At 63.1% G+C, this 26,553-nt stretch carries 23 protein-coding genes; 12 read left to right on the plus strand and 11 right to left on the minus strand.

The genetic code is table 11. The features are described 5' to 3' along the window. Nucleotides 1-200 precede the first annotated feature (200 nt). Together PSTAB_RS10560 and PSTAB_RS10565 are read left to right on the plus strand one after the other, a co-directional pair. The gene (locus tag PSTAB_RS10560) at nt 201-1,859 is read left to right on the plus strand and encodes a nitrite/sulfite reductase (protein ID WP_011913362.1); all 1,659 of its coding nucleotides are present in this window, start codon (nt 201-203) and stop codon (nt 1,857-1,859) included. Continuing rightward, nucleotides 1,843-2,343: a DUF934 domain-containing protein gene (locus tag PSTAB_RS10565; protein WP_011913363.1), complete on the plus strand. Its 501-nt coding sequence runs from the start codon at nt 1,843-1,845 to the stop codon at nt 2,341-2,343. Before PSTAB_RS10560 ends, PSTAB_RS10565 begins: the two co-directional genes overlap by 17 nt. Nucleotides 2,344-2,610: 267 nt before the next feature. Here PSTAB_RS10565 and PSTAB_RS10570 read toward each other — a convergent pair whose 3' ends face one another. Further along, the gene (locus PSTAB_RS10570) at nt 2,611-3,603 is read right to left on the minus strand and encodes a YhdH/YhfP family quinone oxidoreductase (RefSeq protein ID WP_013982894.1); all 993 of its coding nucleotides are present in this window, start codon (nt 3,601-3,603) and stop codon (nt 2,611-2,613) included. 14 nt (nt 3,604-3,617) lie between these two features. Continuing rightward, complete coding sequence (gene sohB, locus PSTAB_RS10575) at nt 3,618-4,640, minus strand: protease SohB (protein ID WP_011913366.1); 1,023 nt, start codon at nt 4,638-4,640, stop codon at nt 3,618-3,620. A gap of 179 nt (nt 4,641-4,819) precedes the next feature. Between sohB and PSTAB_RS10580 the strand changes: the two genes are divergently transcribed. The 4 genes from PSTAB_RS10580 (at nt 4,820) to PSTAB_RS10595 (ending at nt 7,991) form a co-directional block, all read left to right on the plus strand. Then, nucleotides 4,820-5,518 (plus strand): histidine phosphatase family protein, encoded by a 699-nt coding sequence (locus PSTAB_RS10580; protein ID WP_013982896.1) that lies wholly within the window; start codon nt 4,820-4,822, stop codon nt 5,516-5,518. Nucleotides 5,519-5,577: 59 nt separating this feature from the next. Further along, the gene (locus tag PSTAB_RS10585) at nt 5,578-5,892 is read left to right on the plus strand and encodes an SCP2 sterol-binding domain-containing protein (protein WP_013982897.1); all 315 of its coding nucleotides are present in this window, start codon (nt 5,578-5,580) and stop codon (nt 5,890-5,892) included. Between the two features lie 207 nt (nt 5,893-6,099). Then, complete coding sequence (locus PSTAB_RS10590) at nt 6,100-7,167, plus strand: phosphotransferase family protein (protein WP_013982898.1); 1,068 nt, start codon at nt 6,100-6,102, stop codon at nt 7,165-7,167. 56 nt (nt 7,168-7,223) lie between these two features. Beyond that, nucleotides 7,224-7,991: an SDR family oxidoreductase gene (locus PSTAB_RS10595; RefSeq protein ID WP_011913370.1), complete on the plus strand. Its 768-nt coding sequence runs from the start codon at nt 7,224-7,226 to the stop codon at nt 7,989-7,991. Between the two features lie 57 nt (nt 7,992-8,048). Here the strand turns inward: PSTAB_RS10595 and PSTAB_RS10600 are convergent, their stop codons facing one another. Then, nucleotides 8,049-8,699 carry a hypothetical protein gene (locus PSTAB_RS10600; RefSeq protein ID WP_013982899.1) on the minus strand — a complete coding sequence of 217 codons (651 nt, stop codon included), beginning with the start codon at nt 8,697-8,699 and terminating at the stop codon, nt 8,049-8,051. A gap of 194 nt (nt 8,700-8,893) precedes the next feature. Here PSTAB_RS10600 and PSTAB_RS10605 point away from each other — a divergent pair, with 194 nt between their 5' ends. Beyond that, nucleotides 8,894-9,679, plus strand: a complete 786-nt coding sequence (locus PSTAB_RS10605; RefSeq protein ID WP_011913372.1) for a TSUP family transporter — start codon at nt 8,894-8,896, stop codon at nt 9,677-9,679. Here PSTAB_RS10605 and nudC read toward each other — a convergent pair. From nudC to PSTAB_RS10640, 7 genes are all read right to left on the minus strand, one after another. After that, nucleotides 9,647-10,477 (minus strand): NAD(+) diphosphatase, encoded by an 831-nt coding sequence (gene nudC, locus PSTAB_RS10610; RefSeq protein WP_013982900.1) that lies wholly within the window; start codon nt 10,475-10,477, stop codon nt 9,647-9,649. The two genes, PSTAB_RS10605 and nudC, sit on opposite strands and share 33 nt — an antisense overlap. After that, nucleotides 10,477-12,159 (minus strand): FimL-related protein, encoded by a 1,683-nt coding sequence (locus PSTAB_RS10615; RefSeq protein WP_013982901.1) that lies wholly within the window; start codon nt 12,157-12,159, stop codon nt 10,477-10,479. Before PSTAB_RS10615 ends, nudC begins: the two co-directional genes overlap by 1 nt. Nucleotides 12,160-12,196: 37 nt before the next feature. Then, complete coding sequence (locus PSTAB_RS10620; RefSeq protein WP_011913375.1) at nt 12,197-13,009, minus strand: crotonase/enoyl-CoA hydratase family protein; 813 nt, start codon at nt 13,007-13,009, stop codon at nt 12,197-12,199. Nucleotides 13,010-13,186: 177 nt separating this feature from the next. Continuing rightward, complete coding sequence (locus PSTAB_RS10625) at nt 13,187-15,439, minus strand: Orn/Lys/Arg family decarboxylase (protein ID WP_013982902.1); 2,253 nt, start codon at nt 15,437-15,439, stop codon at nt 13,187-13,189. Between the two features lie 94 nt (nt 15,440-15,533). Further along, on the minus strand, nt 15,534-16,259 hold the full coding sequence (gene dnaQ, locus PSTAB_RS10630) for a DNA polymerase III subunit epsilon (RefSeq protein WP_013982903.1): 726 nt from the start codon (nt 16,257-16,259) through the stop codon (nt 15,534-15,536). Between the two features lie 14 nt (nt 16,260-16,273). Next, the gene (rnhA, locus tag PSTAB_RS10635) at nt 16,274-16,729 is read right to left on the minus strand and encodes a ribonuclease HI (protein ID WP_013982904.1); all 456 of its coding nucleotides are present in this window, start codon (nt 16,727-16,729) and stop codon (nt 16,274-16,276) included. Between the two features lie 34 nt (nt 16,730-16,763). Further along, nucleotides 16,764-17,534: a class I SAM-dependent methyltransferase gene (locus tag PSTAB_RS10640; RefSeq protein WP_013982905.1), complete on the minus strand. Its 771-nt coding sequence runs from the start codon at nt 17,532-17,534 to the stop codon at nt 16,764-16,766. A 161-nt stretch (nt 17,535-17,695) separates the two neighbouring features. On the opposite strand from PSTAB_RS10640, the gene gloB reads away from it, so the two are divergent. Together gloB and PSTAB_RS10650 are read left to right on the plus strand one after the other, a co-directional pair. Next, a complete protein-coding gene (gene gloB, locus PSTAB_RS10645; protein WP_019405891.1) occupies nt 17,696-18,475 on the plus strand; it encodes a hydroxyacylglutathione hydrolase in 780 nt (259 codons plus the stop codon). Nucleotides 18,476-18,575: 100 nt separating this feature from the next. Continuing rightward, nucleotides 18,576-20,129 carry a LysM peptidoglycan-binding domain-containing protein gene (locus PSTAB_RS10650; RefSeq protein ID WP_170934291.1) on the plus strand — a complete coding sequence of 518 codons (1,554 nt, stop codon included), beginning with the start codon at nt 18,576-18,578 and terminating at the stop codon, nt 20,127-20,129. Between the two features lie 5 nt (nt 20,130-20,134). Here PSTAB_RS10650 and PSTAB_RS10655 read toward each other — a convergent pair whose 3' ends face one another. After that, on the minus strand, nt 20,135-21,586 hold the full coding sequence (locus PSTAB_RS10655; RefSeq protein ID WP_013982908.1) for an HDOD domain-containing protein: 1,452 nt from the start codon (nt 21,584-21,586) through the stop codon (nt 20,135-20,137). A gap of 139 nt (nt 21,587-21,725) precedes the next feature. On the opposite strand from PSTAB_RS10655, the gene PSTAB_RS10660 reads away from it, so the two are divergent. Genes PSTAB_RS10660 through PSTAB_RS10670 form a run of 3 tightly spaced genes read left to right on the plus strand, consistent with a single transcriptional unit; the run spans nt 21,726 to nt 26,553 of the window. After that, a complete protein-coding gene (locus PSTAB_RS10660) occupies nt 21,726-23,555 on the plus strand; it encodes an extracellular solute-binding protein (RefSeq protein WP_013982909.1) in 1,830 nt (609 codons plus the stop codon). Further along, nucleotides 23,552-25,477: an extracellular solute-binding protein gene (locus PSTAB_RS10665; protein ID WP_013982910.1), complete on the plus strand. Its 1,926-nt coding sequence runs from the start codon at nt 23,552-23,554 to the stop codon at nt 25,475-25,477. Before PSTAB_RS10660 ends, PSTAB_RS10665 begins: the two co-directional genes overlap by 4 nt. A gap of 2 nt (nt 25,478-25,479) precedes the next feature. Then, nucleotides 25,480-26,553 (plus strand): microcin C ABC transporter permease YejB, encoded by a 1,074-nt coding sequence (locus PSTAB_RS10670; protein ID WP_011913385.1) that lies wholly within the window; start codon nt 25,480-25,482, stop codon nt 26,551-26,553.

A 26,553-nucleotide genomic window follows, 5' to 3' on the forward strand; every position in this document is an offset into this window, starting at 1 on the left:
CTGTTCTTCTCGCAGTTAAGACCAGGGAACGAGGTTGCTCAAGGCGTGTTGGCCGTAAGTCCATTTCGCTTGGTTTAGTTCTAAACATATTCCCAAACATCACTTTTGCGCATAACAAGTAGCTGGTATCGTGCCGCCCTCCCTAAATGGGTGCGCGGCCGTGCGCGCGAAAGCTGTAGCAGCCTGAGAACAGGACATTTATGTACGTTTACGACCAGTACGACCAACACATCATCGAGGATCGGGTCCGGCAGTTCCGCGACCAGACCCGCCGCTTCCTGGCCGGTGAACTCGCTGATGAGGAATTCCGCCCGCTGCGCCTGCAGAATGGCCTGTACATCCAGCGCTACGCGCCCATGCTGCGCATTGCCGTGCCATATGGCCTGCTTTCCTCGACGCAGGTGCGCAAGCTGGCAGAGATCGCTCGTCGCTACGACAAGGGCTATGCCCATATCAGTACCCGTACCAACGTGCAGTTCAACTGGCCTGAGCTGGAAGACGTACCCGAGATTCTCGCCGAACTGGCCACGGTGCAGATGCATGCCATCCAGACCAGCGGCAACTGCATCCGCAACACCACCACCGATCAGTTCGCCGGCGTGGCTCGTGATGAGCTGATCGACCCGCGGCCCTGGTGCGAAATCATCCGCCAGTGGTCCACCTTCCACCCCGAATTCGCCTTCCTGCCGCGCAAGTTCAAGATCGCCGTCAACGGCGCAGTGAGCGATCGCGCTGCGATCGAAGTGCACGATATCGGCCTGGAAGCGGTGAAGAACGATGCAGGCGAGCTGGGCTTCCGCGTTTCGGTCGGTGGCGGCCTTGGCCGGACGCCGATCGTCGGCAGCTTCATCAACGAATTCCTGCCGTGGCAGCACCTGCTGAGCTACCTCGATGCCATCCTGCGGGTTTACAACCGTTACGGCCGCCGCGACAACAAGTTCAAGGCGCGCATCAAGATTCTGGTCAAGGCGCTGACGCCTGAAGTATTCGCCGAGCGCGTCAACGCCGAGTGGGCGCACTTGAAAGACGGCCCCACCACCCTGACCGAAGCCGAAGTGCAGCGCGTCAGCAAGTTCTTCGTCGATCCGCAGTACAAGGCTCTGCAGGATCAGGACACCGCCCTCGCCCAGCTGGACGCCGAACATCCCGGTTTCGGCCGCTGGCGCCAGCGCAACGTGGTGGCGCACAAGAAGCCCGGCTACGCCGCCGTGACGCTGTCGCTCAAGAGTACCGGCGTGGCCCCTGGCGACGTCACTGACAAGCAGCTCGACGCCATCGCCGATCTGGCCGATCGCTACAGCTTTGGCGAGGTGCGCAACTCCCACGAGCAGAACATGATCCTGGCGGACGTAGAGCAGGCCAGGCTGTTCGAACTGTGGCACGAACTGCGCGAGCTGGGTCTGGCCACGCCGAACATCGGCTTGCTGACCGACATCATCTGCTGCCCGGGGGGCGATTTCTGCTCGCTGGCCAACGCCAAGTCGATCCCGATCGCCGAAGCCATCCAGCGTCGCTTCGACAACCTCGATTACCTGTTCGACCTGGGCAACATCGACCTGAACATCTCCGGTTGCATGAACGCCTGTGGCCATCACCATATCGGCCACATCGGCATCCTCGGCGTGGACAAGAAAGGCGCCGAGTTCTACCAGGTCTCGCTGGGCGGCAGCTCCGGCCGCGACGCCAGCCTCGGCCAGATCCTCGGCCCATCCTTCGCCCAGGATGCGATGCCCGACGTGATCGAGAAGATCATCACCGTCTACGTGGAGCAGCGTACCGAAGATGAGCAGTTCATCGATACTTTCCGCCGCATCGGCATTGATCCCTTCAAGGAGCGCGTCTATGCAGCGAATCATTAAGAACGACCAGTTGGTCGACGAAACCTGGCACCTGCTCCCCAAGGAGCAGACCCTGGACGACCTGTGCAATAGCGACGATCTGATCGTGCCGCTGCACCTGTGGCTCGATCATGCACATGCGCTCAAAGCCCGTGACGGTGGCCTGGGTGTGTGGCTCGATGCCCATGAGCAGGTGGAAGATATCGCTGACGACCTGCAGTACTTCCAGGTCATCGCGCTGAACTTCCCGAGCTTTACCGATGGTCGTCACTACTCCAGCGCGCGCCTGCTGCGTGAGCGCTACGGTTACAAGGGTGAGATCCGCGCCATCGGCGATGTGCTGCGAGACCAGCTGTTCTACATGCGCCGCTGTGGCTTCGACGCCTTCGCCATCCGCGCCGATCGCGATCCCGTCGATGCCCTGGAAGGTCTCAAGGACTTCTCGGTGACCTATCAGGCCGCGGCCGACGACGAACGCCCGCTGTTCCGTCGCCGTCAGGTCTGACGACAACGCCAGCAAGTGAAAAGCCCGCCAATTGGCGGGCTTTTCATTGGCGTCACTGATACATCCAGAAGTTCGGATGCTCGACCGGCACGGGCACTGCAGCGGTCTTTTTTCCGGAAGCGATCTGTTTGATCTTTTCGGCGAGCTTTTTCATGAGCGATTTCCTCGGTTGCGGTCAGGAGTGGCGATAGATTCGACCAAACACAGCGCCCGAGGAAATTCATTGCCGCTATCGTACCGATTGACCAGACGAGGCTGCGTCAGCCCTCAATCCAGACGCACCAGCACGCGCCCGACCTGACCGCCCGCCAGGATGCGCTCGATGGCCTCCGGCAGTTGCTCCAGACCGATCTCATAGGCCAGCTCATTGAGGTTGGCCAGCTTCCATTGCAACGACAGCTTGTCCCACATGGATGCCTTGACCACCAGCGGAATCTCCACCGAGTCCACGCCCAGCAGGTTCACGCCGCGAAGGATGAACGGCAGTACACTGGCCTGGAAATGCGTGCCGGCAGTGAGACCGCAGCAGGCGGCACTGGCGCCGCGCTGCAGCGACTTGACCACGTTGAACAGGATGTCGCCGCCCACGGTATCCACCGCCCCGCCCCACTGCTCCTTCAGCAAGGCCTTGTCCACGCCGGCGTGCAATGCAGCACGTTCGACGATCTGCGTGGCCCCCAGGCGGGTCAGGAAATCGGCCTGGTCGGCCTTGCCGGTCACGGCCGCGACCTTGTAGCCGAGGCTGGCCAGCAACGCCACCGCAATGCTGCCGACACCGCCGGTCGCACCGGTCACCAGCACCGGCGCGTCTCCCGGCTCGAGGCCAGCCTGTTCCAGCTTGTCGACACAGAGTGCGGCAGTCAGGCCGGCTGTGCCGAGTATCATCGCGTCACGTAGTGACAGTCCCTGCGGACGCTTGATGACCCAGGCGGCCGGAACCCGGATGTACTGACCGAAGCCGCCGGCGGTATTCATGCCCAGGTCATAGCCGGTGACGATCACTTCATCGCCTTCGGCGAACTCGGCCACGCTGGACGAGGCCACGACACCGGCGGCATCGATCCCCGGAGTATGTGGATAGGCCCGGGTCACGCCACGATTGCCACTGGCCGACAGCGCATCCTTGAAATTCAGCGAGGAATAACGCACCCGGATGAGCACCTCACCGGCGGGCAGGTCTTCGGTGGTTCGCTCGACGACCTTCGACTCGAAACGGCCACCTTCGGTCTCGCTGACTTGTAGTGCCTTGAAGCTGCTCATCGCGGTTCCCCTTGTCATTGCCAAAAACGTTGTTCGTTCAGCCGGCTCCAGCCTTTCAGCAAGCCGTGCTCCATGATCGTGCTGGCCGCCATGCCGAAACGTTCCGGCAAGCTCTTCTTCTGGATGTAATGCAGCTGGAAGAGTTCGGCCTCCTGCGCGCGCTCGGCGAGATACTGATCGCTGGTCTTGAGCTCATCCGCCAGATGCTTGCCGAGTGCGGCGATCCCCAGCCACACCTCGCCCGTCGCAACATCGTCGATCGAGAGGTTCTGGCGGTAGCGCGCCACGAAGTTCTTGAACAGCTCATGGGTCGTTTCCAGGTCTTCCTGGAACTTCTCCCGGCCCTTTTCGGTGTTCTCGCCGAACACCGTGAGCGTGCGCTTGTATTCACCGGCGGTGAGCACCTCGAAGTCCACGTCATGCTTCTTCAGCAAGCGATGAACGTTGGGCAGCTGCGCAACCACGCCGATGGAGCCGAGGATCGCGAACGGCGCCGTGAGGATACGGTTGCCGATGCAGGCCATCATGTAACCACCGCTGGCCGCGACCTTGTCGACGCAAACCGTCAGCGGCACGCCGGCATCGCGGATGCGCACCAGCTGCGAGGCGGCCAGACCGTAACCGTGAACCATGCCGCCACCGCTTTCCAGGCGCAGCACCACTTCGTCCTGAGGCGTCGCCATGGTCAGCAATGCGGTGATCTCATGGCGCAGGTTTTCCACCGCCGACGCACGGATGTCGCCGTCGAAATCGAGCACGAACACACGTGCGGACGTCTCCGATTTCTTCGTCTGCTTGGCCGCCTTCGCCTCCCGCTTGCGCAACGCCTTGAACTCGTCCTTTTCCAGCACCGCCTGCTCCAGGCGCTCGCGCATGGACTTGTAGAATTCGTTGAGCTTGTGCACCTCCAGATGTCCACCGCCCTGTTTGCTGCGTCCACGCCGCATGGACGCGAGTGCGATGAGCACGATCACGATAGCCACCACCAGCGTGACGGTCTTGGCCAGGAAGCTGGCGTAGTCGACAAGAAATTCCACGTATCCCCCTCGATGAGTTTCAGGCGCCCGCCGCAGCTCTTGACGCCGAGCCGCCAGCATACCGATGGCCCCTTGGCTGAGCCAGTCGGCGCGATTCAAACAAACGTTCGAATTATCGTTGACACTCCGGAACGATGTCCCTACCCTCGCGAAAAAACAGTGCCGGCCGGAGCAGCAGCATGGGCAGTATCTACCTGATCAGACATGGTCAGGCGTCTTTCGGCGCAGAAAACTATGACGTGCTCTCCCCCCTGGGTTATCGCCAGTCCGAAGCGCTGGGCGATTACCTGGCGCAACTCGGCGTGAGCTTCGACCGCTGCCTCAGTGGCGAACTCGATCGCCAGCAGGACACCGCCAGAGCGACCCTGGCGCGGCTCGGTCCGCAACCCGATCTTGAAATCGATGCGGCCTTCAACGAATTCCATGCAGACGCGGTGATCCGCGCCCACCTGCCCGACCTGCTGAAGGTCGAGCCCAACGCCATGCATATCCTGCGCAATGCCGCCGATCACCGTGCCGACTTCCAGAGACTTTTCACCTATGTGGTCCATCGCTGGATCTCCGGCGAGCACGAGAAAGACGAACTGGAAAGCTGGCAGCATTTCCTCGGTCGCGTGCGCGGCGGGCTGGAACGGGTGCTCGAACAAGCCGGCAAGCGCGACCGCATTGCCATCTTCACGTCCGGCGGAACCATTACCGCGCTGCTGCAACTGATCATTGGCGTACCGCCGATCAAGGCCTTCGAGATGAACTGGCAGATCGTCAACACGTCGCTCAGCCAGCTGAAGTTTCGTGATCGCGACGTCGCGCTCGCGTCATTCAACAGTCATGCGCATCTGCAACTTCTGAAGAATCCGGAGCTCATCACCCATAGATGAGCCCAGCCCCACGCGGCCCAAAGCTGCGTGTAACCATAACGAGCAAAAAGGAAACCCTCATGAGCAACGTCGCCGAAACCTTCAAAGGCATGCAGTCGAAGTTCAACCCCAGCGCCGCCGCCGGCCTGGATCTGGTGTTCCAGTTCAACATCACCGATGCCGAGAACTACTACCTGGTCGTCAAGGACGGCACCTGTGACCTGCAGCAGGGCGACTCCAGCGACGCCAATGTCACCCTGATCATGGACAGCGAAACCATGCAGGGCATCGTCAGCGGCGAGACCGACGGCATGCAGGCCTTCATGGGCGGCAAGCTGCGCGCCGAGGGCGACATGATGCTGGCCCTGAAGCTCAGCGAGCTCTTCCCGGCCTGAGCCTCTTTCGGCGGTCGAGAGACACCAAAAACCGAAGTCCCGACTTCGGTTTTTTTATGTCCAACGTAGCCGTGAATGGCGGATCAGGCAGCTTGATTGACAGGCAACACGCCGGCCAATAACGGCCAGCCGCACTTGGTATCAGGCACCGCGAGCATTAGATTGTTGAATCATCTTGGGCACCAAACATAAGCAGAAGGGATAACAATGGCGCTTACAGATCAAAGCACCCCTGTCCGCACGGGTGAGGAATTGCCCGCCGATGTCATCGACCAGTACCTCAAGGCACATATCCCGGGACTGGACGGAACACCGCAGATTTCCCAGTTCCCCGGCGGCGCGTCGAACCTGACCTACCTGCTGCAATACCCCGGCCTGGACCTGGTGCTGCGTCGCCCGCCATTCGGCCACAAGGCCAAGTCTGCCCATGACATGGGCCGCGAGTTCCGCATTCTCAATCAGCTCAACGCTGGGTTCCCCTACTGCCCCAAGGCATATGTCTACTGCACCGATGAATCGGTGATCGGTGCCGAGTTCTATGTGATGGAGCGCGTCAACGGCATCATCCTGCGTTCGGAACTGCCTCCGGAGCTGAATTTCGACGAGGCCCAGACCCGCGCCCTGTGCGAGAGCTTCATCGACAAGTTCGTCGAACTGCACAACGTCGACTACCAGGCCTGCGGGCTCGGCGATCTGGGCAAACCGGAAGGCTATGTGAAACGTCAGATCGAAGGCTGGAGCGAGCGTTACGAGCGCGCCATGACCCCCGATGCGCCGGCTTGGGACGCGGTCAAGGCCTGGCTGAAGGACAAGATGCCGGCCGACCACCCAAAACCCGGGATCATTCACAACGATTACCGCTTCGACAACGTCATTCTCAATCCGGACAACCCGATGGAAATCATCGGTGTGCTGGACTGGGAAATGACCACCATCGGTGATCCGCTGATGGATCTGGGCAACACCCTGGCCTACTGGATCGAAGCCAACGATCCCCAGCCGATGCAGGCGATGCGCCGACAGCCGAGTCACCTGCCCGGCATGCATACCCGTCAGGGCTTCGTCGATTACTACGCTCAGCGCGCCGGCATCGAAATCCCCTGCATCGATTTCTACTACACCTACGGCCTGTTCCGCCTGGCTGGAATCGTTCAACAGATCTACTACCGCTTCCATCACGGCCAGACGCAGGACAAGCGCTTTGCCCAGTTCATTCACATGAACAAGCTGCTGGAGCAAAAGGCGCTGCAAGTGATCGGGCAATCGAAGCTCTGACCCCACCCAATCCGTCTGTGGCCTGCCACAGAAACGAACAAGAAAGAGGAACGACCATGTCCAAGACCACCCTGTTCGACCTAGACGGCAAGATCGCCTTCGTTTCCGGCGCCAGCCGAGGTATCGGCGAGGCGATCGCAAAACTGCTCGCCCAGCAAGGCGCCCACGTAATCGTCTCCAGCCGCAAGATCGAAGGTTGCCAGGCGGTAGCCGACGCCATCGTCGCGGCTGGCGGAAAGGCCACCCCGGTGGCCTGCCACATTGGCGAGCTGGAGCAGATTCAGGCGGTGTTCGCGCAGATCCGCGAGCAGTTCGGCCGCCTCGACATCCTGGTCAACAACGCCGCCACCAACCCGCAGTTCTGCCATGTGCTGGACACTGACGTATCGGCCTTCCAGAAAACCGTCGACGTGAACATTCGCGGCTATTTCTACATGTCCATCGAGGCCGGCAAGCTGATGCGCGAGCACGGCGGCGGCAGCATCATCAACGTCGCGTCGATCAATGGTGTTTCGCCAGGCAACTTCCAGGGGATCTACTCGATCACCAAGGGTGCCGTAATCAACATGACCAAGGCGTTCGCGAAGGAGTGCGCGCAGTTCGGCATTCGCTGCAACGCCTTGCTGCCCGGCCTGACCGACACCAAGTTCGCTTCGGCACTGGTCAAGAACGACTCGATCCTGCAGATGGCCCTGCAGCACATTCCGCTGAGCCGCGTTGCCCAGCCGAGCGAGATGGCCGGCGCTGTGCTCTACCTGGCCAGCGAGGCATCGAGCTACACCACCGGCGTGTCGCTCAATGTCGATGGCGGCTATCTGGCCTGATCCGACCAGCCAAATGAAAAAGGGAGCCGCAATGGCTCCCTTTTGTCATCTGCACGCTTACCAGTTCTTCAACGCTTCGGTCGCCGCTGCGTTCAACGGTCTGGCCGGCAGGCCGGTCGGTGCAAGCTCCACCGCATAGCTGGCGCCATCGGCAATCGGCATGTAATCGACACGCAATACCTGCGCCTCGACCAGGTACATGTCGCGCTGCCCCAGCTGCAGCGACTGCCAGATATCCATGCCCAAGGGCTTCTCGCTCAACACGACGCGGCCATGCCGGGCCAGGTTCTGCTGCTCGACGGCAAGGTAACGCCCGGAGAGCCGCTCCAGGCGATAGCCCGACTCCAGCCCGATCAGCTCGGCGAGGCTCTTCCAGCGCAACAGGTTCAGGTCGAGTTGCCAGAGATCACCTTCCAGCATCACCGTTCGGGTTTCCTTCCCCTGCTCCAGCGTCACCTCGTAACGCTGTGCGCCCTGCGCCTGGAACGTCAGCGTGACCAGGGGCTTCTGCTCAGGGGGAAGCGCTGTGTAGGTGCTGATGTCATAGCCGATCAAGGCGATCAGACCGGCCAGCGCCAGCACGAAAAAACCACAGGTGCCGCGCAACCAGCCCATGAACCAGTGGCCCCCCAGCAGCAAGCGCAGCGCGACCAGCAGCACGATCAACGCCAGCAGAGCGACGACGATCGCAAGCCCGAGATATTGCATAACCAAGCGTCCTTTTCATTGGGTGCGACATTATCCGCAGGGGCCGTCAGCGCAGCCAGCACCGAGCTGGGATGCCGATCACGAGCCGGCGTTCTTGTTCGAGCGTAGAGCGACGTCGATCATATGGGCGCAGCCCTTTCACCCGGTCGGTGGCGGCATTATCCTCCGCAGTCCCTCAACCCACCGAGATTCGCATGCCCTTCGCCCTCGAGCTGGCGCTGGACCCGTCCACGCTGGCGATCCTGTTTGCCGTCGCCTTTACTGCCGGCTTTATCGATGCCATTGCCGGTGGCGGCGGGCTGTTGACCATCCCGGCCCTGCTGACCGCCGGCCTACCGCCTCATCTCGTGTTGGGCACGAACAAGCTGTCCGCCACCTTCGGCTCGGCGACCGCCAGCTACACCTTCTACCGGCGGCGCCTGTTCGAACCAGTCGTATGGAGGCGTGCGCTGATCGGTACCGCCATCGGTGCGGCCGTGGGCGCACTGCTGGCGCAATTCATGCCGGCAAGCTGGCTCAATCAGCTGCTGCCGCTGGTGGTGTCCGCCTGCGGCATCTATCTGCTGTTCAGCAAAGTGCCGGCGAAGGCTGCCGGTGAAGCAGCGGAAATCGGTCGTCGACGGCAGTGGCCGCAGAGCCTGTCGCTCGGCTTCTACGATGGCGTCGCTGGGCCCGGGACGGGCGCTTTCTGGACCGTCAGCAGCATGCTGCTCTATCCCCTCGACCTGTTACGGGCCAGCGGGGTGGCGCGAACGATGAACTTCGTCAGCAACGCCGTGGCGCTGGCGGTGTTCATCGTGGGTGGGCATGTCGCCTGGGTACTGGGGATCGGCATGGGGCTGGCGCTGATGACAGGCGCCTACTTCGGCGCACGCACGGCCATCGGCGGCGGCTCGCGCTTCATCCGGCCGGTGTTCATCCTCGTGGTACTGGCGATGAGCCTTCGCCTAGCCTGGCAGCACTGGTTCGGGGCGGCCTAGCCGACGCGCCAGGTACAGCTCGATCAGATAGCGAGCGATTGACTGGCGCGCGGGCAACGCCGGCAGGTTGTCGATGTGAAACCAGCGAGCATCCTCGATCTCCTCGGGCTGCGGGACGATCTCGCCGCCGGCATATTCGGCGTGGAACCCGAGCATGAGGGAGTGGGGAAACGGCCAGCCCTGGCTGGCGATGTATTGCGGCGGATGGATATCCACCCCGACCTCTTCACGCACTTCGCGCGCCACGCATTGCTCCACCGACTCACCCGGCTCCACGTAGCCGGCCAGCGTGCTGTAGACGCCAGGTGCAAAGCGAGGTGAACGCGCCAGCAGCAACTCGTCACCGCGGGTGACCAGGACGATCATGCTGGGCGAAAGCCGCGGATAGTGCTGAACACCACAGGCAGGACAGTACATGGCGCGCTCACCGGCTCGCGCCTGCATCGGCGAACCGCAGCTACCGCAGAAGCGGTGCTGGCTGACCCAGGTGCCGATCTGCGTGGCGTAGCCGAGCAGGCGAAACAGGTCCGGGTCAACCTGCTGCATGAACTGACGCAGCCCCTGCCAGCGCGCACCAGGCACATCGGCGGGGACATCCAGTTCGAAGAGAAAGACCGGCTCGCCATCGAAATGCCCCAGCCCCTGCTCGCTGAGCAGCGGCAGCTCCAGACGCTTGAGCCAGTCCCGCGGAAACAGAACACCGCTGTCGTCGACCAGAAACTGTTGCCGGCAATGCACCACTGCCCAGCCCCCCGCCAGCGAGGGGTCGAGCAGCGCCGCTTGCCAGCGCAGGCTCATCAGGCGGCGACCGGCATGCCCAGCGCGCGCACGCTCTCGCTGGCGAGATCGAGCACGCTGAGCCGCGAATCGTCGCGCCGCAGGATCGCGCCGCCCTCGAGGTAGTACTCGAGGCTGGTCAGGGCGTCGGCAAGCGTCTCGAGCAGCTGCTCGGGCGGCATCTGATTCGACTCGAGCATGTGCTTCTGGATGAAATCGGCACAGGCTCCGATCAGCTCGGCAGCACGCTCCTGCTCGAGGAAGCGCAAGCCGCCGCGAACAGCCTGCAGGCTGAACGGCACGTTGGCCAGATGCAGCTTCTCGCCGTTGGACTCGAGATAGGCGGTGATGGCGCGCTTGGCCAGCGCAAGCCCGGCGGTCGCCTCGTCGATCACCACGATGCAGGCTTCGGTCAGCTGGTGGTTGGCGAAGGCTTCGGCCTCCATGCCCGGACGGGCGACCTGAGGTTTGCTATCGCGCCGATCGCCACGTTCCAGGCTGGCGACCATGCTCTCGACATAGAGCACCGCATCGGCCAGGCGCAGGATGGCCTGCGGCTCGGGAGCCTGTTCCAGGCTCCAGCCGGACACATCGCCCAACTGCGCCTGCAACGTGCTCGCAGCCGAGGACAGCCCTACCATCCCCAGGGTTTTGGCCATCTTGCCGAGCAGGTTATGCAGGTTCGAATAGGCTTCCGCCTGGGCGGTACCGCGCTCGATCAGGTCGAGCAGGTCCTTCAGGCTGGCCAGCTCTTCGCGAATCGCCGAGGACAGCGAACGCATGACGGCCTGGCCGGGACCGGCCAGGCGCTGGGATTCATCTTCCAGCAGGTGATCGGTAAAGGGCAGCGGGCTCAGCGAGAACACCTGCCTGACCTGGCTGGCAATCGGACCTTTGCTGTCCGCCAGTGCGACGACGTATAGCAATTCCTTGAGCAGGCTACGCGGCGCTTCGTATGTCGGGTTGCCGAGCACCTGCTTGAGCTCCCTGTCGAGCCGCGAGAACAGTTGCTTGCGCGATCTACGTGGCAACAGCTGGCCATCGAGCTGCGATTCGATGGCCGCACTGCCGATCCAGCACAGGCGGCCGGCCGGTGAGTCGATGAACAGATGATCGAGTCGCGTCAGCGCCCGCCCCATCAGTTTCAGGCTGGCCGGCAGGTTTTCTTCCCGGATGAAGCCGAGCAAGCCCACCTGGTACATCTGCCGCAGCCTGCGCGCTTCAGCTGCCGGAGCAGCGCCCGGTCGAACCGGCGTGTCGAGCGCAGGCCGGGCATGATCGAGACGAACACTGAAGAAGAAGCTTTCCGGCAGCGGCGGCTGCGCGCAGGCCTGGCGCAATGCATTGATCGCCGGCAGCAACAGCTCCGGGATTTCCTGGCGGCTGGCATCGACGCTTTCCAGGTAGCGGCGCAGCACATAGAGCGCGTTGCTCAGCGCGGCCAGCTGCCCGTCGCGATCCTCGCCCGCACCGACGGGAATATCGGTGGCCAGCTGGAGGATTTCCTGGGCGAGCAGTTCGGCACCGGTCAGTTCGATCAGATTGAGCGTGCCGCGGACCTGTTTGAGGTTCTCGACGGCCTGCTGCAGAAGACCGCCGTTGTTGCGATCGATGATGAAATGCTCAAGGCTCTGCTCGGCCTCTTCCATAGTGGCGAACAGCTCATCCCGGACCAGACCGAGTGATGTAGCTCCAGTAACCATGCCTAGTGCGCCTCCCGCGCAAACGTGTGATGGCGCATCAGTCGGCAAAGTCCGGCTTCTGTTTGCTCATGTGAGCGGCGATGGCAACCTTGATATCGGCCGACTGCAGCATGGCCGCATTCCAGGTGGCGATGTATTCGAGACCATCGTCGACGCGGTGGTCGCGCATGTAGCGGATCATTTCCTTGGTGCCACGGATGGCGATCGGTGACTTGCTGGCGATGTCGCGGGCCAGCTCCAGCACACCCTCCATCAGCGCCTGCTGATCGGCGTAGGTGCGATTGACCAGACCGATGCTGCGCGCCTCATCACCGCGGATGGTGCGGCCGGTGAAGGCCAGCTCGCGCATCATGCCGTCGCCGATGATACGTGGCAGGCGCTGCAGTGTACCGACATCGGCGGCCATGCCCATGTCGATCTCCTTGATCGAGAACTTCGCATCCACCGTGCTGTAACGCATGTCGCACGCCGAGATGAGATCGATGGCGCCCCCCAGGCAATAGCCCTGGATCGCAGCGAGGACAGGCTTGCGGCAGTTGTCGACCGCGTTGAACGAAGCCTGCAACGACAGGATCTTGCGCCGCAGCTGCTCGGCATTGCGCCCGACATCGCTACCCAGCTGGCTACCCACCGAGGCCAGCAGCTGAAGGTCGATGCCTGATGAGAAATGCTCCCCGGCCCCGCTGAGGACCACTACACGCACGTCATCCGTGGCATCGACCCAATTGAAGATATCGATGATTTCCGTCCAGAACGCGGCATCCATCGCATTGATCTTCTCGGGTCGGTTGATCACGACTCGGGCAATCTTGTCTGCCAACTCTACGCGGAAGGCTTTGTATTCGGTCACGCTATCATCCTCGACAGCAAGCGCATGGGAACGTCGTGACGGGAGCAGCCCGGGACGACGGTGGGCAACTATAACAACTGGTACCAGCCCGAGTGTATGCCGATGCAGACGATGTGATACAGACCACGCCGCCGGACGGCCCGTTCGTGCCGATGTAGAGCCTCGAAGCCACGACCATCACCCCTGGCGGATGCAATCGACGGTGTATGCGCTGCCATTGGTGGTGACCTCGTGTTGCAAGCCATGGACGTCCGCATCGAAGCCCGGGAAGCGCTCGGCGAAGTCCCGGGCGAAACGAAGGTAATCGAGAATCGAGCGAGTCTCGCCGGTGAAACGCTCGCCCGGCATGATCAGCGGGATGCCCGGCGGATACGGCACCAGCATCACCGCTGCTACGCGCCCTTCCAGCTCATCGATCGGAACTGCCTCGACCTCGCCGCGAACCAGCGCATCATAGGCCTGCGCCGGGGTCATGGCCGGCTCCGGCAGCGCCGTGTACATCCGCCGCATCGCCCGCGCCGTTGCGTTCTCGCAATAACAGGCATGCAGTGCATCGCACAGGTCGCGCAGCCCCATGCCGGCATAGGTGGCAGCGCCGCTGCGGGCAACCGACGGCAGCGCTTCGATCAGCGGGATGTTGGCGTCGTAATGGCGTTTGAATTCCAGCAACTCGGTCAGCAGCGTGCTCCACTTGCCCTTGGTGATGCCCATGGAGAACAGCACGAGCATCGAGTACAGACCGGTCTTCTCCACCACCAAGCCACGCTCCCAGAGGAACTTGCTGACCACCGCCGCCGGGATGCCACTTTCGCCCAGCGCACCGGACGCGGTGAGGCCCGGCGTCACCAGCGTGACCTTGATCGGATCGAGCAGCACATAGTCGTCGGCAACATCGCCGAAACCATGCCAGTCGGCGGTGGGCTCCAGCAGCCAGTCCCGCGTCACCAGCTCATCGGCGCCGTCAACCCGCGGCGGCTGCCAGATACTGAACCACCAGTCGTCCGGATCGATGTGCTGACGCAGGTTGGCCAGCGCCCGCCGGAAGCTCAGGGCCTCATCGAAGGTCTCTTGGATCAGCGAGCGACCCGCCGGCCCTTCCATCATTGCCGAGGCCACATCGAGCGACGCCAGGATGCCGTACTGCGGCGAGGTGGAGATATGCATCATGAAGGCTTCGTTGAAGCGGTCACGGTCCAGCTGCCGGGTCTGGCTGTCGAGTACGTGGATCATCGAGGCCTGGCTGAAGGCGGCCAGCAGCTTGTGCGTGGAATGGGTGGTGAATACCAGCGGCCCCTGTTCACGGGTATCCATGCCGTAACGGCCATCGTAGAACTCGTGAAATGCCGCGTAGGCGTACCAGGCCTCGTCGAAATGCAGCACCTCGACGTTGTCGGCCAGGGTGCGCTTGATCAGGTTGGCGTTGTAGCACAGGCCGTCGTAGGTGGAATTCGTGACCACCGCCAGCTTGACCTTCGGCGGGCGCCCGCGCGCCAGCGGGTTGGCGGCGATCTTCGCCTGGATCGACTCGCGGGTGAACTCCTCCAGCGGAATGGGTCCGATGATGCCCAGTTCGTTGCGTGCGGGGCTCATGTACAGCGGTATCGCACCGGTCATGATGATCGCGTGGAGGATCGACTTGTGACAGTTGCGATCGACCAGTACTAGGTCGCCACGCGCCACCATCGAATGCCAGACGATCTTGTTTGCCGTCGAGGTGCCGTTGATCACGAAGAAGGTATGATCCGCGCCGAAATTGCGCGCGGCACGGGCTTCCGCGGCGGCCACCGGCCCGGTGTGATCGAGCAGCGAACCGAGCTCCGGCACCGATACGGAGAGATCCGAGCGCAGCGTGTTCTCGCCGAAGAACTGATGGAACGCCTGGCCGACCGGACTCTTGCGATAGGCGACCCCCCCGCCGTGGCCCGGCGTGTGCCAGGAGTAATTGGACTCGCCGGTGTGCTGCACCAGGGCTCGGAAGAACGGCGGCAGCAGGTCCTCGAGGTAGTTGCGCGCCGCCCGAGCGACCTGCCGAGCCAGAAACGGCACAGTGTCCTCGTAGAGGTAAAGCAGCCCGCGCAGCTCGTTGAGATCGGCCATGGCCTCGGCGGGCGCATTTTCGATCGTCACCTGCTCGCCCAGGGCGAAGATCGGCAGACGCGGCGCGCGGCGTCGGGCGACACGAATCAGTTCGACGACATCATGCAGCAGCCGCTGATTGTCACCGGCGCCTTCGGCGGCCACCAGGATGCAGGCCAGTCCGTGGTGGGTCGACGCCACGATGCGCCCCTCGCTGGAGCTCGCTGTGGGCAGGATATTGAAACCGTCACGCTCCAGCTCCGAGGCGATGCCTCGCACGCGTTCGCCAGCAACGGTGTCGGCCTTGATGTCGCGATGGACGATGAGGATCGGGAATTTCAGGTCTTTATACATGCGCGCTCTCTGCGGACGGTCTTCCTACAGGGTAGAAGTGTCCGCAGCAAAGGAACAGCGCATTAGGAACCGGACGGATGCCGCGTGAAGACGATCAGCCTTCCAGCTGCATCCACAGCGGCGCGGCACCGGCGGCCTTCTCGATTGCCGCCATACGCGCCATGTGCGCAGCCAGTTCCTCATCGCTGGCGCGCAGCACGGCGGTGCGCGGCCGATCAGCCGCCAGGCGGCGGATCGGGCTGGGCTGCGGTCGCCCGCCATCGGAGCTTTCGCCATCGCCGGCCAGGGACAGATTCGTCTGCCCACCGGTCATGGTCAGCCAGACATCGGCGAGAATCTCGGCGTCGAGCAATGCGCCGTGCAGGTCGCGCCCGGAGTTGTCCACACCGTAGCGCTTGCAAAGGGCGTCAAGGCTGTTGCGCTGCCCCGGGTGACGCTCACGCGCCATCAGCAGCGTATCGAGCACCGTGCAGTGGTCGGTGATTTCGGCACGATCCTGCTGGCCCAGCAGGGCGAACTCGTTGTTGATGAAGCCAAGGTCGAACGCCGCATTGTGGATGACCAGCTGCGCGTCCTTGATGAACTCGAAAAACTCGTCGGCAATATCACGAAAACGCGGCTTGTCGACGAGGAATTCATTGGTGATGCCGTGAACCGCGATCGCCCCTTCATCAACCTCACGATCGGGCTGCAGATAGACATGGTAGTGACGCCCGGTCAGGCGGCGACCGATGACCTCGACACAACCGATCTCGATGATCCGGTGGCCATCGGTGACTGGCATACCCGTGGTTTCGGTATCGAGTACTACGCTGCGCATGTCGTTTCGCTCACTTACACAATGGGTTGTCGTTTGGCCTGAACCACGCCACGGTTGGCCAGCAGGTCGGCCTGCTCGTTGCCTGGGTGCCCGGTATGTCCGCGGACCCACTGCCAGCTCACTTCGTGACGATTGACCTGCTCGTCGAGCTGCTGCCAGAGGTCGGCATTCTTCACCGGCTGCTTGCTCGCCGTCTTCCAGCCGCGCTTCTTCCAGTTCGGCATCCAGTCGTTGATACCCTGCATGACGTATTGCGAATCCGTCACCAGCTGCACCTTGCATGGACGTTTCAGCTCGGCGAGCGCGCGAATGGCGGCCATGAGCTCCATGCGATTGTTGGTGGTGTCCGGCTCGCCGCCCCAGAGCTCGCGCTTTACGCCCTTATATATAAGCAGCGCTCCCCAGCCACCGGGACCAGGATTGCCCTTGCAGGCGCCATCGGTATAAATCTCGACCCAATCGTCGCTCATGTGGATTGCTTACTCGTTTTGACGGCGATGGCCTTCACGGCAACCGGTGGTGCTCGGCATCGCGGCGGCTGATCTTGGCTACCGGCATCGGCAGCAGCTTGCCCATCCGCTCGCGACGCTCCTGGCGCAACGGCCGCAGACCGATCATCAGCTTGCGCGCCACCAACAGGTAGAAGCCTCCGGTCGGTGCCTGCAGCTGCTGCCCAATGGACTCCAGACGCGACAATCGCGCCTGCCAGTCGCTCGAAGAAAGCGGCGGACAATAGCATCCGAAGCGGCGTTTCTCCAGCGCGAATCCCAGCAGGTTCAGCCAGTCGCCGACCCGCGACGGACGGATGCAACGGGCCTGACGAAAGCCCTCCCGCGACACCAGATGGCGCAGCCCCCAGGCGCTCCAGGGATTGATGCCGACGATCAACAGATGCCCGCCGGGGCGCACACCGCGTGCCGCTTCGCGCAGCAGGCCGTGTGGCGAGAGGCTGAAATCCAGCGCGTGCTGCAGGACGACCACGTCGGCGGCATGCTCGCCGAGCGGCCAGGCCTGTTCCTCGCAGTGGATTTCCACGCCCGGCAGAGGCGCACCAAGGCGAACGCTCCGCTTGATGTTCTGCGGCTGCACCGGTTCCCCGGCAAACGGCCCGTTGTGCACCAGATAGCTGCCGAAGCATCGGGCCAGCTCATCGGTCAGGATCTGCTTCTCCTGCGCAAGCAGCTGCTGGCCCAAGGGGCCGGCGAACCAGTCGGACGCCTGGCTGATCATGGACAGCCAATGGTCGCTGGCGTGGTTGGACGGTCGCTCGTTCATCGCTCGGCTCCGTTCGCCCGAGGATTCGCCGGGCGCTGGGTTCGATCAGGTTCAACGCTTCCATGGGACTGCCAGAGCCCGCTCCCGTTTCCGGCGCGGGTTGCAGCCTGGCGGGAACAGCCCCTAGGATGCGCCTTTGTGATCCGCTTGGCGACCCATCCATGTTCAAGATCGAAGCCCTGCCCGCCTTCACCGACAACTATATCTGGCTGCTCCAGGACGACGCTGCCCGGCGTTGCGTGGCGGTCGATCCCGGTGACGCAGCGCCCGTGCTGAACTGGCTGTCGGCACATCCCGGCTGGCAGCTGAGCGACATTCTGGTGACGCACCACCATCACGACCATGTCGGTGGCGTCGAGCGGCTCAAGGCACAGACCGGCGCCCGCGTCTACGGGCCTGCCGCCGAGAAGATCCCCGCGCGTGACGAGGCGCTGAGCGACGGCCAACGGATCGAGGTGCTCGGCAAGCGCCTGCAGATCATCGCCGTCCCAGGGCACACCCTCGGACATATCGCCTACTTTCACGCTGACCCAGACCAGCCATGGCTGCTCAGTGGCGACACGCTGTTCGCAGCCGGTTGTGGACGCCTTTTCGAAGGCACGCCCGAGCAGATGTTCGAGTCGCTCACCCGCCTGGCCAGCGCCCCCGACCACACGCTGGTCTATTGCACGCATGAGTACACGCTGAGCAATCTGCGTTTCGCCCAGGCGGTTGAGCCACACAACGCCGACATCGCTGCGCGCATCGGCGAAGTAACCCAGCTGCGCGAGGCAGGTCGATTCAGCCTGCCCAGCCGACTGGACATCGAGCGCAAGACCAACCCGTTTCTGCGCAGCGAGGTCGAAGCGGTACGGCAGGCGGCGAGCCAGCATTGCGGCAGTCCGCTGGCGACCAACGTCGCGGTTTTCGCGGCTTTGCGTGCCTGGAAGGATCGTTTCTGACAAGGTCGACAGGTTCCCGAAACGGGGCCTGCAAACTTGACCCCACCTGGGTGCATTCCTAGAATCCCCCGAATTTTGTTTCCGGGGAAGATTCCAGCCAATGCCGCCAGCTCCCAAGAAACGCCACGAAACGGACGCCTTGGCAGCCTCTGGTCGTGCGTTGGCCCTCGCCATTTGCGTAGCCCTAGCCGGCTGTCAGAGCAACGCCGTGCGTGACGATGCTCTCGAACAGACAAGGCGCGCAGTGGTGCCTGCGGCACAGGAGCCGATCTGGCTGAGCGACACCGCCACCGAGGTCGAGCACCAGGATATCTGGGAGCGAATCCGCGACGGCTACAAGCTGCAGGAGCATCTAGACAGCAACCCCCGCATCGAACAGCAGCGTCTCTTCTTCTCCAGCCGCCCCCGATCCATAGAGATCGCCAGCGAGCGCGGCAGCCCCTACATCCATTACATCGTCGAGCGGCTCGAAGAGCGCGACATGCCGCTGGAGCTCGCGTTGCTTCCGATCATCGAAAGCTCCTATGACCCCTTCGCCTACTCGCCGGCGCACGCGGTCGGGCTCTGGCAGTTCATTCCATCCACCGGCCGGCACTTCAACCTGCGCCAGACCAGCTGGTACGACGGCCGCCGCGACATCACCGCCTCGACCAATGCGGCCTTGCGCTATCTGAGCTATCTGCACGGGCTGTTCAACGGTGACTGGCTGCTGGCACTGGCGGCCTACAATGCAGGCGAAGGCACCGTCAGCCGCGCGATCGAGCGCAACCAGAAGCTGGGCCTGCCCACCGATTACTGGAACCTGCCGCTGCCGCAGGAAACCCGCGACTATGTGCCCAAGCTGCTGGCGCTGTCGCAACTGATCCAGGCACCGGAAGCCTATGGCATCAATCTCAGCCCGATCGCCAACGAACCCTATTTCGAAGTCATCGCGCTCAAGCAGCGCATGGACCTGGCACGCGTCGCCAAACTCGCAGACCTCGACGAGGACGAGCTCTACCAGCTGAACCCGGCGTTCACCCGGCGGATCACCCTGGACGGTCCGCAGCAGCTGCTCGTACCCATGGAGAAAGCCGAGATGCTGGCGGCCAACCTCGCCCTGATGAAGCCCCAAGAGCTGGTCGACTGGCAGCAGTATCAGGTTCGCGCCGGCGATACGCTGGGGACGATCGCCAACCGTCACCACCTCACCGTCAATATCATTCGCGACGTCAATCGGCTCAAGAGCGACTCGCTGCGCGTCGGTCAGGTACTCAGCATTCCCACCAGTGGCGATGCCCAGGCGTCGCGCGAGCTGTTGCATGCCGTTGCACGTCAGCCGGCCGCGACTCCGCGTAGCTATAGGGTGAAGCCCGGCGACAACCTCTGGGACATCGCAAAGGCCCAGCGCGTATCGGTTCGGGACCTGCAGCGCTGGAACAAGCTGTCCGGCAGCCAGCTCAAGGTCGGCCAGGCGCTGTTCCTGCAGGGTCCGGCAGCAAGCGTTGCGCAAAAGAAAGGCAATGCCCCTACCTATTACAAGGTGCAGAAAGGCGATTCGCTGTACCAGATCGCCAAGCGTTTCAACGTCCAGTTGACCAACCTCAAGACCTGGAACAAGGGCGCCGACGTGCTGCGCCCTGGTCAACTGCTGACGCTGTATCTCCCCAACTGAAGGATTCAGCCGCCAGGGCGCTTGCCCAGTGACTCCAGGCAGCGTCCGGTCAGCTGGGTGAAGCGCTGGAACGCAACGAACTGCTCGTGCTTGAGCGCCCGACCGGACAGCCTGCAATCACCATAAAGCACACCGATCTCACGCGTGCCGGCCATCAACGGCGCAATGAAGAACATTCCGCTGCCCAGCCGCTGTCGTAGCGGCTGAGTCACCAGGTCCGCCAGGTTGTAGCTTGCCGGAACCCCCATCCACAGCGACTGCCGATGGCGCAACGCGTAGCTGAACACGTGTGGCTGCTCGGGCTGATCGGCCGGCAGAACGAAGCCCTGGAGCCAGTCCGCGGTTCCCTCGCCGATCGCACAGCGAACCTTGAAACGGCTCTGCTGGTCGGCCAGCACCGCCACCATCACGCGCTCCAGCCCAACGCCGCGATGCAGGCCCTGCAGCAGGGTGTCCAGGATCAAGCTGGCGTCGCCGCTGCCGTTCACCATCAACCCCAGGTCCTGCAATGACTGCTGCATCAGCAGCAGGTCCGGCTGCAGCAAGGCTGCCTGGCGCTGGGCCTGCTGCAGGCGAATCTGCTCGGGGTCGGTGCTCGGGATCAATTTGCCCAGACGACTGGCGCCAAAGGTGGCAGCCACTCGCACCGTCTCATCGGCGCTGGCGAGGATCTGCTGCAACGCGTCGTTTTCGTCCACGCCGGTAAAGTCGGCGACCGCCTTGGTCAAGGCGGTCATTCGCTCGCACTCCCATCCACCCAGCGCGGCTTCGCTGATCTGCACGCCCAGCGCGACCGCGCGGGCGGCGGGATCGCTCCCCGCTGCCTGGCTGTGCGCGAGGCTGGTCAGCTCTCCGAGATTCCAGCTCCTGACCAACCCGAGGCTGAGCTGGCGGAAGCTGGTGCCCAGCACCTGCTGCACCGCCTCGTCAGCCTTGATACCGGGTTGCGTCAGCAGCTGCGCGAGCTCCTCGACCTGCTCGCCGCCGCAGCCCCAGAACGCCAGTTCACCGACGTTATAGAGCAGCGCCGCGATGAAGACCTCTTCCTCATGCCGCGACAGCACGTAGCCGGCGATGTTGCGTGCCTGCACCGCGGCATGGAACGAGCGCGCAAGCAGCTCCAGCAGCTGCTCGCGCGGCGCACGCGCGAGCAGGCTGTCGATCAGCGTTACCGACAGACTGATCAGACGGACGTTCTCGAAGCCGATCATCACGATGGCTCGGGATATGGTCTTGATGGTTTCCTGGGAGGGGTTGTAATAGCTGCTGTTGCCGACCCGCAGCACCTTGGAGGTCAGCGAAGCATCGCGCAGCAGCACATCGGCAAGCTGCTGGACCGATGCATGCTCGTGCGCGGCCAGGCGTTGCAGATCCTTCACCACGGACGCCAGCGCGGGCAGCTCCGATTGATTGAGGCGCTCGATCCACGCCTGCACACCCTGGGCACGTACATCCAAGAGGTCACCTCTCCACAATGCCATTACGGGAAATGGACGGCAGTTTGCCCGAGGTGACCGGCCTTTTTCCAGCGCATACAAGCTGTTACTGTACCGGCCCGAGAAGCCCGTAAGCGCCAAGGATCGGATCCCCCGTCTGATGCGAGCCCTGCTACTGTTACTGACCTGTCTGGCCTTGAGCTTTCCCGCCCTCGCCACCATCAGCGAAAGCCATGGTTATGCGCAGTTCGGCACTCTTAAGTACCCAGCCTCCTTTACCCATTTCGACTGGGTGAACCCGCGCGCGCCCAAGGGCGGCCGGATCAAGCTGATGGCGTCAGGCACCTTCGACACGCTCAACCCCTACACATTCAAAGGCACCAGCCCGAGCGCCTCGCCCGGTTTCCTGCAGTACGGCATCAGCGAGCTCAACGAACCGCTGATGGTCGGCACCGGACTGTACGACCCATCCGGCGACGAACCCGCGTCCAGTTATGGACTGATTGCCGAATCGGTGGAGTACAGCGACAACAACAGCTGGGTGGTATTCAACCTGCGCAAGGAAGCCCGCTTCCATGACGGCAAGCCCATCACCGCATACGACGTCGCCTTCTCCTACCGCCTCCTGATCAAGGACGGCCACCCGCAGTACCGCACCAACCTGCAGGGCGTGAAGCGCGTCGACATCCTCAACCGCCACCGCATCCGCTTCGTCTTCGAGCAGCCGAACAATCCGCTGCTCATCATGCGCCTCGGCGAACTCCCGGTGCTGCCGCAGCACTACTGGAAGAATCGTGACTTCAAGGCCACCACCTTCGAGCCGCCGCTGGGCAGCGGTCCCTACCGCATCACGCAGGTGCAACCCGGGCGCCAGGTGGTGTTCGAACGCGTGCGCGACTGGTGGGGGGCGAAGCTGCCGGTCAACCAGGGCAAGTACAACTTCAACCGCGTCGAGGTCGAGTTCTACCGCGACAACGTGGTGGCGTTCGAAGCGTTCAAGGTCGGTGAATTCGACTTCTACATCGAGCACCAGGCCAAGAACTGGGCCAACGGCTATCAATTCCCGGCCATGCTGCGGGGCGACATCATCCGCGCGGAGATTCCGCATCAGATTCCGACCCAAACCCAGGCGCTGTTCATGAACGGGCGCCGCGCGACGTTCGCCGACCAGCGCGTGCGCGAGGCCCTCGGCCTGATGTTCGATTTCGAGTGGACCAACCGCGCACTGTTCTATGGCGCCTATCGCCGCAGCGAAAGCTACTACCCCAACAGCGAGTTCAGCGCCACCGGCAAGCCCGAAGGCGGTGAGTGGCTGCTGCTTTCACCCTATCGCAAGCAGCTTCCGGCCAAGCTGTTCAGCGAGCCGTTCCAACTGCCGCAAACCGATGGCCGCGGCATCCCGCGGGATACCCTGCGCCGTGCCCTGGGCCTGCTCGCCGAAGCGGGCTGGAAACCCTCCGATGCCGGCCTGTTGAACAGCGCCGGGCAACCGCTGCGGTTCGAGATACTGCTGGTCAATCCGCGGCTGGAGCGCATTCTCCAGCCTTATGTGGAGAATCTCGCGCGCATCGGCATCCAGGCCAACCTGCGCACCGTCGACGGCGCGCAGTACAAGCAGCGGCTGGACCACTACGATTACGACATGATCCTGATGACGCTGGTGCAGAGCCTGAGCCCCGGGATCGAGCAGCACCTGTACTTCCATTCCAGCCAGGTGGACGTCAAGGGTGGACGCAACTATGCCGGCGTCGCCAACCCCATCGTCGACGACCTGATCGGCAAGCTGCTCGCCGCGCAGACCCGCGACGAGCAGGTCGCAGCCGCCCGCGCCATCGACCGGGTGCTGCTGTGGAACCACTACACCATTCCGAACTGGTTCATCAGTAACCATCGCCTGGCGTACCGAAATCGGTTCGCCCACGTCACCACGCCGCCCTACACGCTGGGGCTGCGCGCCTGGTGGCTGAAGAGCCTGGAGAAGAGCAAATGAACAATCGCGTGCGCCATTCGCTGTTTCGCGCCGGCCTGCTGAGTCTGCTCTGCATGGCAACCCTGGCCGAGGCCGCCCCCCGCCATGCCCTGACGCTGTATGACGAGAAGCCCAAGTACCCGGCCAATTTCCAGCACTTCGAGTACGTCAATCCCGAGGCCCCCAAGGGCGGCACGCTGCGCCAGGCCGGTTTCGGCAGCTTCGACTCGCTCAACCCCTTCATCAACAAGGGCGTCGCCGCCGATGACATCGGCCTGATCTACGACACACTCACCACCAACAGCCTGGACGAGCCGTTCACCGTCTACGGCCTGCTGGCGGAAAAGATCGAAAAGGGCCCGAACAACAGCTGGGTGCGCTTCCACCTGCGCCCGCAGGCTCGCTTCCACGATGGCGAGCCGGTAACCGCCGATGACGTGGTGTTCACCTTCGAGACGCTGATGAGCAAGGGCGCCCCGCACTACCGCGGCTATTACGCCGATGTGGAGAAGGTGGTGGCCGAGAGCCCGCGACGGGTTCGCTTCGACTTCAAGCACGCCGGCAACCGCGAGCTGCCGATGATCCTCGGCCAGCTGCCGGTGCTGCCGAAGCACTGGTGGGAGGGGCGCGAATTCACCTCTGGCAGCCTGGAAATCCCGCTGGGCAGCGGCCCGTACCGCGTCGAGAAGGTCCAGGCCGGGCGCTCGATCCGCTATGCCCGAGTCGAGGATTACTGGGGCAAGGACCTGCCGGTGAATCGCGGGTTCTACAACTTCGATCACGTCAACTTCGACTACTACCGGGACAACACCGTAGCGCTGCAGGCCTTCAAGGCCGGGCATTTCGACTACTGGTTCGAAACCAGTGCGAAGAACTGGGCCACCGCCTACGACATCGCCGCGGTCCGCGACGGCCGCATCGTCAAGGACGAAATCCGCAACTACAACCCGACCGGCATGCAGGGCTTCATCTTCAACATCCGCCGCACGCACCTGCAGGATCGTCGCGTCCGTGAAGCCCTGGGCCTGCTGTTCGACTACGAATGGACCAATCGCCAGCTGTTCAACGGTGCCTACACCCGCACTCGCAGCTACTTCGACAATTCCGAGCTGGCCTCCTCCGGGTTGCCGAGCGAGGACGAGCTCAAGATCCTCGAACCGCTGCGCGGCAAGGTGCCGGACGAGGTATTCGACAAGGCTTTCGAACTGCCACAAACCCCGGGCAACGGCGTGATCCGCGAGCAGCAGCGCCAGGCCTATCGGCTGTTGACCGAGGCTGGCTGGAAAGTCGAGAACGACCAGATGCTGGACGCCCAGGGCAAGCCGGTGAAACTGGAGTTCCTGCTGGTGCAGGCCGAATTCGAGCGCGTGCTGCTGCCCTACAAGCGCAACCTGGCGGACCTGGGCATCGAACTGGAGATCCGTCGGGTCGACGTCTCGCAATACATCAACCGGCTGCGCTCACGCGATTACGACATGATCGTCAGCGGCTTCGGCCAGTCCAACTCCCCTGGCAACGAACAGCGTGAGTATTGGCACTCGGCGAGCGCGGACAATCCCGGAAGCCGCAACTTCATCGGCCTGAAGGACCCGGCCATCGACGTGCTGGTCGAAGGGCTGATCGGCGCCGACTCGCGCAAGGAACTGGTCGCCCACACCCGGGCGCTCGACCGGGTGCTGCTCTGGGGTCACTACGTGGTCCCGAACTGGCACATCAAGACCTGGCGCGTGGCCTACTGGAACCACCTGGCGCATCCGCAGGTAACGCCGCAGCAGGACATCGGTCTGATGACCTGGTGGCGCAAGCCCGACGCCCAGGCGCCAGTAGCCGACCCGGCGGAAGCGAAGAAGGCCGAGCAGGCCGGCGCCCCGGCACCTTCGGCGGAACCGGCAGCCGACGATGCCGCTGACGACTCTGCTACCGACGCCGAGGCGGAGCGATAAGCATGCTGGCCTATATCATTCGCCGACTGCTGCTGATCATTCCGACGCTGTTCGGCATTCTGCTGATCAACTTCATCATTATCCAGGCAGCGCCAGGCGGCCCGGTCGAACAGGCAATCGCCAAACTGGAAGGCTTCGAAGGCGCCACCAGCCGTATCGCCGGTGGCGGCTCGGAAGTCGCGGTGGGCGGCACCAGCTATCGCGGCGCGCAGGGCCTGGACCCCGAGCTGATCGCCGAGATCGAGCGACTCTACGGCTTCGACAAACCGCCGGCCGAGCGCTTCTGGATCATGCTCAGCAACTACCTGCGGCTGGACTTCGGCGAGAGCTTCTTCCGCGACGCCAAGGTCACCGACCTGATCATCGAGAAGATGCCTGTCTCCATCTCGCTGGGGCTGTGGAGCACGCTGATCATGTACCTGGCCTCGATTCCGCTGGGGATCGCCAAGGCCACGCGCCACGGCAGCAAGTTCGACGTCTGGACCAGCTCGGCGATCATCGTCGGTTACGCCATTCCAGCGTTTCTGTTCGCCATTCTGCTGATCGTGCTGTTCGCCGGCGGCAGCTACTGGAACTGGTTCCCCCTGCGCGGCCTGACCTCGGCCAACTTCGACGACCTGACGCTGGGCGGCAAGATCATCGACTATTTCTGGCACCTGGCCCTGCCCGTCACCGCCCTGGTGATCGGCAACTTCGCCACCCTGACGCTGCTGACCAAGAACAGCTTCCTCGACGAGATCAACAAGCAGTACGTGATCACGGCACGGGCGAAGGGCTTGAGCAAGAATCGCGTGCTCTACGGTCACGTGTTCCGCAATGCCATGCTGATCATCATTGCCGGCTTCCCGGCCGCCTTCATCGGCATGTTCTTCACCGGTTCGCTGCTGATCGAGGTGATCTTCTCCCTCGACGGGCTCGGCCTGCTCAGTTTCGAGGCGGCGATCAACCGCGACTATCCGGTGGTGTTCGGCACCCTCTTCCTCTTCACCCTGCTCGGCCTGGTGGTGAAGCTGATCGGCGACCTGACCTATACGCTGGTCGACCCACGCATCGACTTCGAAAGCAGGGAGGCCTGA

The organism is Stutzerimonas stutzeri (assembly GCF_000219605.1).
GTDB classification, from domain to species: Bacteria; Pseudomonadota; Gammaproteobacteria; order Pseudomonadales; family Pseudomonadaceae; genus Stutzerimonas; species Stutzerimonas stutzeri.